This is a genomic window from Pseudomonas endophytica (genome assembly GCF_001411475.1).
Lineage (GTDB): Bacteria > Pseudomonadota > Gammaproteobacteria > Pseudomonadales > Pseudomonadaceae > Aquipseudomonas > Aquipseudomonas endophytica.
Genome location: NZ_LLWH01000087.1, coordinates 1 through 5,263 on the forward strand (window position 1 = coordinate 1; position 5,263 = coordinate 5,263).

Annotated in this window: 5 protein-coding genes; 2 read left to right on the plus strand and 3 right to left on the minus strand. The window is 57.0% G+C overall.

Annotated elements, in window-relative coordinates; genetic code table 11:
* The 3 genes from AQS70_RS07330 to AQS70_RS07340 form a co-directional block, all read right to left on the minus strand.
* On the minus strand, positions 1 to 217 hold a 217-nt coding region (locus AQS70_RS07330), incomplete at its 3' end, for an aminotransferase class III-fold pyridoxal phosphate-dependent enzyme (RefSeq protein WP_156355051.1).
* 31 nt (positions 218 to 248) lie between these two features.
* Positions 249 to 872, minus strand: coding sequence for a thiamine phosphate synthase (thiE, locus tag AQS70_RS07335; protein ID WP_055102214.1), 624 nt, complete (start codon positions 870 to 872; stop codon positions 249 to 251).
* Positions 873 to 889: 17 nt separating this feature from the next.
* Positions 890 to 1,687 (minus strand): hydroxymethylpyrimidine/phosphomethylpyrimidine kinase, encoded by a 798-nt coding sequence (locus AQS70_RS07340; RefSeq protein WP_055102216.1) that lies wholly within the window; start codon positions 1,685 to 1,687, stop codon positions 890 to 892.
* A 184-nt stretch (positions 1,688 to 1,871) separates the two neighbouring features.
* On the opposite strand from AQS70_RS07340, the gene AQS70_RS07345 reads away from it, so the two are divergent.
* The gene (locus AQS70_RS07345; protein ID WP_055102215.1) at positions 1,872 to 4,247 is read left to right on the plus strand and encodes a hybrid sensor histidine kinase/response regulator; all 2,376 of its coding nucleotides are present in this window, start codon (positions 1,872 to 1,874) and stop codon (positions 4,245 to 4,247) included.
* A gap of 74 nt (positions 4,248 to 4,321) precedes the next feature.
* Positions 4,322 to 5,263 (plus strand): acyl-CoA dehydrogenase family protein (locus tag AQS70_RS07350; RefSeq protein WP_187331790.1); only part of this gene is annotated, 942 nt, incomplete at its 3' end.

Genomic DNA, 5,263 nt, shown 5'->3' on the forward strand with positions numbered 1-5,263 from the left:
CTAACACGCCCGGGTGGGTATGGCCCAACATCATCGGGCCCCACGAGCCAACGTAATCGACATAACGTTTGTCGTCTTCGTCCGTGACGTAGGCGCCTTCGGCGTGTTTGAAGAACAACGGCGTGCCGCCTACGCTCTTGAAGGCTCGCACAGGCGAGTTCACGCCGCCGGGGATATGCTTTTGGGCGTTGGCAAACAGCGTTTCGGAACGAGACATGATGGGCTCTCTCTGAATCAGTATTCGGTATTTAAATGGACAGCAAGGTGTTGAACGCTCGTGCGCGCTGGGTCACCTGGCGGGTGCTTTCGGCGCCAAACAGGCCGTGCACCACTGCCAGCAAATCAGCGCCGCGTTCCACTAAAGGTCCAGCGTTATCGAGGGTAATGCCACCAATCACACAAATCGGCAGGTTCAGTCGGGCATGCGCCTGACTAATGACATCCTGGGCTGCAGGGGCTGCGCCGGGTTTGGTGCTGGAGGAAAAAAAGCGGCCAAAGGCAACATACGTTGCCCCTTCTTTGGCGGCCTGCTCGGCCAGCTCGATCTGGGCGTGACACGTTGATCCGATAATGGCCTTTGGCCCCAGCAAAGAGCGGGCAGGCGTTAACGGACCATCGGTTTGGCCCAAATGGACGCCGACCTCAAGACGCGCAGCCAATTCGGCGTCGTCGTTAATGATCAAGTGCGCTTTGTAGCGCTCGCACAGTTGCTTCAAGGCTTCGGCTTCGCGCAAGCGCAGTGACTGGTCGTTGCTCTTGTCACGGTATTGCAAGAGTGTCAGGCCGCCATCTAATGCCGCCTCAACGTAGTCCAATAGTTTGCCTGCGAGCAGTTGGCTATCAGTGATTGCGTAAAGACCACGCAGCTTCATGGGTCGAGCCTCATTCGTTACGAGCAGAAGTCCAGCGGTAAGCGGCGGGGCACAAATTGACCTTGGCCCAGCTGCTCGGCATCACGCAGGGTGCGCCACGTATAGTTGAGGGCCGTTTCGACCGCACTGACCAAATGCTCGCCAATGGCTAAGCGCCCGGCCAATGTGCTGGCCAAGGTGCAGCCCGAGCCGTGATAGCTGCCCGGTAGGCGATAACAGGTAAAGGTGTGGCGGCTGCCGTCGCGGCTATAGAGGCGATTATGGACTTCGTGCTCATCGCCGTGGCCGCCAGTGATCAGCACATGCTTGCAAAATGGCAGGAGTTTTTCGGCGCACTCATCGGCGCTGCCCTCAGGCAGCTCGGCCAAAATCCGAGCTTCGGGCAAGTTAGGGGTAGCAATAGTGGCCAGTGGCAGCAGGCGCTCGCGCATGGCGTAGCCGACTTCGTCTTTGCCCAGTCGCCCACCGCCGCCCGCGCGCAGTACCGGGTCGCAGACCATTGGCAGATGCGGATGGGCTTGAAGCAGTTCGACGACGGTATCGACCATTTCCAACGAGCCGAGCATGCCCAGCTTGACCGCCGCAATGGTGGAATCGCTGAACACGGCATTGGCTTGCGCCAGCACCCATTCACGATCCAGCACGCGGAAGTCGCTGACATTCACGGTGTTCTGCACAGTCAGGGCGGTGACCACGGGGGCCGCGTGACAACCTTGAGCCAGCAGGGCTTCGATATCTGCCTGCAAACCTGCACCCCCACTGGGGTCGTGGCCGGAGAGACAGAGGACAACGGGGCGAGAGCTGTAGATATTCATGGTGCGCGAGCTTACCACCAAACGCTTTTTTGCGGCTGTTTGGTCCCGGTTGATTTGGATGATGGCCATATGGCCTGAAAGGCCCTAGAGTACGCCCCAAATTATTAATGAGTAAGACGGTCGACGCAGTCTCAAACGCAATGGGAGATTATGCACGTCACCGGGCGGACCATGTTGGGGCTGTATGCGCTATTTGCTGATGATGTTACTGGGCTGGCTGCCGATGCTGGTGGGCGCGGTCGAGTTCGACGAAACGACGCAGAACCTTCCGCTGGGCCGAGTGATGCAGGTCTTCGAAGACACAGGCGGCTTGGCGACGCTGGATGATGTTATCGCTAATGACGGTCTGTTCAAACCCCACACTAAAGACACGCTTAATGCGGGCTACTCACGCTCGGCATTCTGGGTGAAAGTCGATTTACGCTATCTGCCCAAAGACCCTACAGCCCAACACACTTGGTTGCTGGAGCTGGCCTACCCGCCGCTAGACAACATCGACGTGTACTTGGCTGATACGAGCGGCCGCTTCCATCTTGTGCAGCGTACGGGTGATGCATTGCCCTTTAATAGCCGGCAGATCAAAGAAAATAACTACCTTTTCGAGCTGCCCTTCAGCCCAGGGCAACGCCAGACCGTCTACTTGCGTTTGGCCAGCGAAGGCTCGATTCAAGCGCCGCTTACGCTATGGTCGGCGCAGTCATACCTCGAAGAACAGCCCAATCGGATTTATGTTCTGGGCCTGATTTACGGGGTTTTGCTGGGGATGCTGGTGTACAACCTGTTCATCTATATCAGCGTGCGCGACACCAGCTACCTGTATTACATCCTCTATATGGCCTCGTTCGGCCTCTACCAACTCGCGGTCAACGGCGCTGCGGTGCAATATTTTTGGCCCAATAACCCATGGTGGACCAACGCCTCGGTGCCTTTCTTAATTGGTTCTGCTGCGCTGTTTGGCTGCCAGTTTGCCCGTTCCTTTTTGCAAATAGGCACCCACAGTCGCTGGCTGGATCACGCGTTGAAGTTTCTGATGGGCGTCGGCGCACTGGTTATGGTTCTGTCATTGGTCACCAGTTATGCCTTGGCCCTGCGTTTGGCGACTGCGCTGGCCTTGGCGTTTATCGTCGTCATTTTTTTTGCGGGGGTGCTGGCCTGGGCCCGTGGTTTAAGAGTGGCGCGTTATTTTGTGATTGCTTGGTCGGCCTTTTTGCTTGGCGGTCTGGTCAACACACTGATGGTCTTGGGCTATTTGCCTAATGTGTTCCTGACGATGTACGCCAGCCAGATCGGCTCTGCGGTTGAAGGCTGTTTGCTATCGCTGGCGCTGGCAGACCGCATCAACGGCATGCGCAACCTGCATGCGCGCACCTTGCAAGAGACGGGTCAAAAACTCGCAGCAATGAATCAGCAACTGGTGCGCACCCATCAGCTTAAAGACGAGTTTCTGTCGACCGTCACCCACGAATTGCGCACGCCTATGAACGGTGTGATCGGTTCTTTAGAACTGATTAAAACCTTGAACATGAGCCCCGAACTTGAGTTTTACACCCAAACGGCTGAGGGTTCAGCCCGCGAAATGATGGGTATGGTTAACGGCATTCTTTCTCTGACCGAGCTACAAGCTGGGCGACTCCACGCCGAACTTCAGCCTTTCAGCCTGGGTGAACTGTTGAAGGGCCTGAACGCTGAGTTCGAGCCACAGGCGCGCAGCAAAAGACTGTCCTTCGCGTATGACATAGAGCAGGGCTTACCCGATCAATGGATAGGCGATCGCGCGAAAATCCGCCAGTGCCTCGAATGTTTACTGGATAACGCCATCAAGTTCACCAATGAGGGTGGGGTGATGTTGCGCGTCACAGGCCACGCCACAGACGAGTCGCGTGGATCCTTGGCGTTCAATGTGATCGACAGCGGCATTGGTTTTGTTCATCAGGAGGACGCGGAGCTGTATCAGCATTTCTTCCAGGTCGATGGTTCTATTACGCGCAGCTACGGGGGTTTAGGGATTGGTTTAGCGATTTGTCGGCGCTTGGTGGACCTCATGGGTGGCCAGTTGACACACCAGTCGCGACCTCATCAGGGATCACAGTTTCAAGTAGCGCTGAGGCTTGAGGCATTAACGCCACCTGCGGCGAGCACAGCACCCCAGCTGAAAAAAAGCCCTGCCGAATGCTGCGTGCTGTTGGTGCAAGATAACAGCGACCCTACGTTGAACTTGCATGGCATGTTGCACGCGCTGGGGTATCGCGTACGCAGCGTCGACGGCGGTCAGGCGGCCATCGAGCTTTTGCGTCGTGAGCGGGTTGATGCGGTGTTGCTGGGGTACCCGCTGGCGAGGGTTACAGGCACCTCAATGGGGGCTCAACTGCTGATGTTGGCAGCGTGTTTGCAACTGCCGGTGCTGGCGGTGTTTGACTCTGACGCGCAAGCACAAACAGCCCGTGCGCAGTTCGACGCTATTACCGGTTATCTGATCAAACCCTTGCGCTTAGAAGACATCCAGCAGGCGCTTTCACAGCACTTGCTAGAGACAGCCGAGGGCAAAAGCGCCGAGCTTTAGGCGCTTATACCCCTTGTGATGACGGCTGTGCGTGCTTCACTGGGTTCATTGGATTGATCCATGGAGCCCGCACAATGAACCTGCATCAATACGCCGAAACTCACCAAGTCACCAACCAACCGCCGTCATTAGATGGCGTCAATCTGTACCGCATCGACCTGCCTTTACAGCACTGGAGCCAGCACTTTGGTGCGGGGTGGGCGCAACCGCAGATTGATCAGTACGGCGCGTTGGCGGGTGGACCGCTAATGGCGGCAGGTTTTCTGGCCAATGAAAACAAACCGGTATTTGTCAGCCATGACCGATTTGGTCATCGGATTGATCTGGTGGAGTTTCACCCGGCGTATCACGAATTGATGCGCACCGCGATTGAACACGGCTTACCGTCCTTGCCTTGGACCGACCCGCAGCCCGGCGCCCATGTGGCCCGAGCGTCCATGACCTATCTGCACAGCCAAGCCGAAGCGGGCAGCGGATGCCCGCTGACCATGACCTTCGCCAGCGTACCGGCATTGCGCCTGCAACCGGATATTGCCGACATCTGGTTGCCTAAAGTTCTGTCCCGTGACTATGACCCGCGTAACGTCGATATCGGCAAAAAAGCCGGGGTGACTTTGGGCATGGCGATGACTGAAAAACAGGGCGGCACCGACGTGCGTGCCAACACCACGCGAGCTTACCCCGTGGGCGCTAGCGGTCCGGGGCAGGCGTATGAATTGCTGGGGCACAAATGGTTTTGCTCGGCTCCGATGTGCGATGGATTTTTAACGTTGGCGCATACCGATAAGGGGCTGACCTGCTTTTTGCTGCCGCGTCACCGCCCTGATGGCAGCCGTAATGAGTTCTACATCCAGCGTCTGAAAAACAAATTGGGCAACAGCTCAAACGCCTCCAGCGAAGTAGAGTTTCGGGGTGCGCTGGCGTGGATGATCGGTGAAGAAGGGCGGGGCGTTCCGACGATTATCGAAATGGTCGCCATGACTCGTTTTGATTGCATGGTTGGCTCTAGCGCGCTT

Excerpts from the sequence above, each read along its gene's own strand:
- thiE (WP_055102214.1), bottom strand. The coding sequence starts at position 872 with ATGAAGCTGCGTGGTCTTTACGCAATCACTGATAGCCAACTGCTCGCA.
- AQS70_RS07340 (WP_055102216.1), bottom strand. The coding sequence starts at position 1,687 with ATGAATATCTACAGCTCTCGCCCCGTTGTCCTCTGTCTCTCCGGCCAC.
- AQS70_RS07345 (WP_055102215.1), top strand. The coding sequence starts at position 1,872 with ATGCGCTATTTGCTGATGATGTTACTGGGCTGGCTGCCGATGCTGGTG.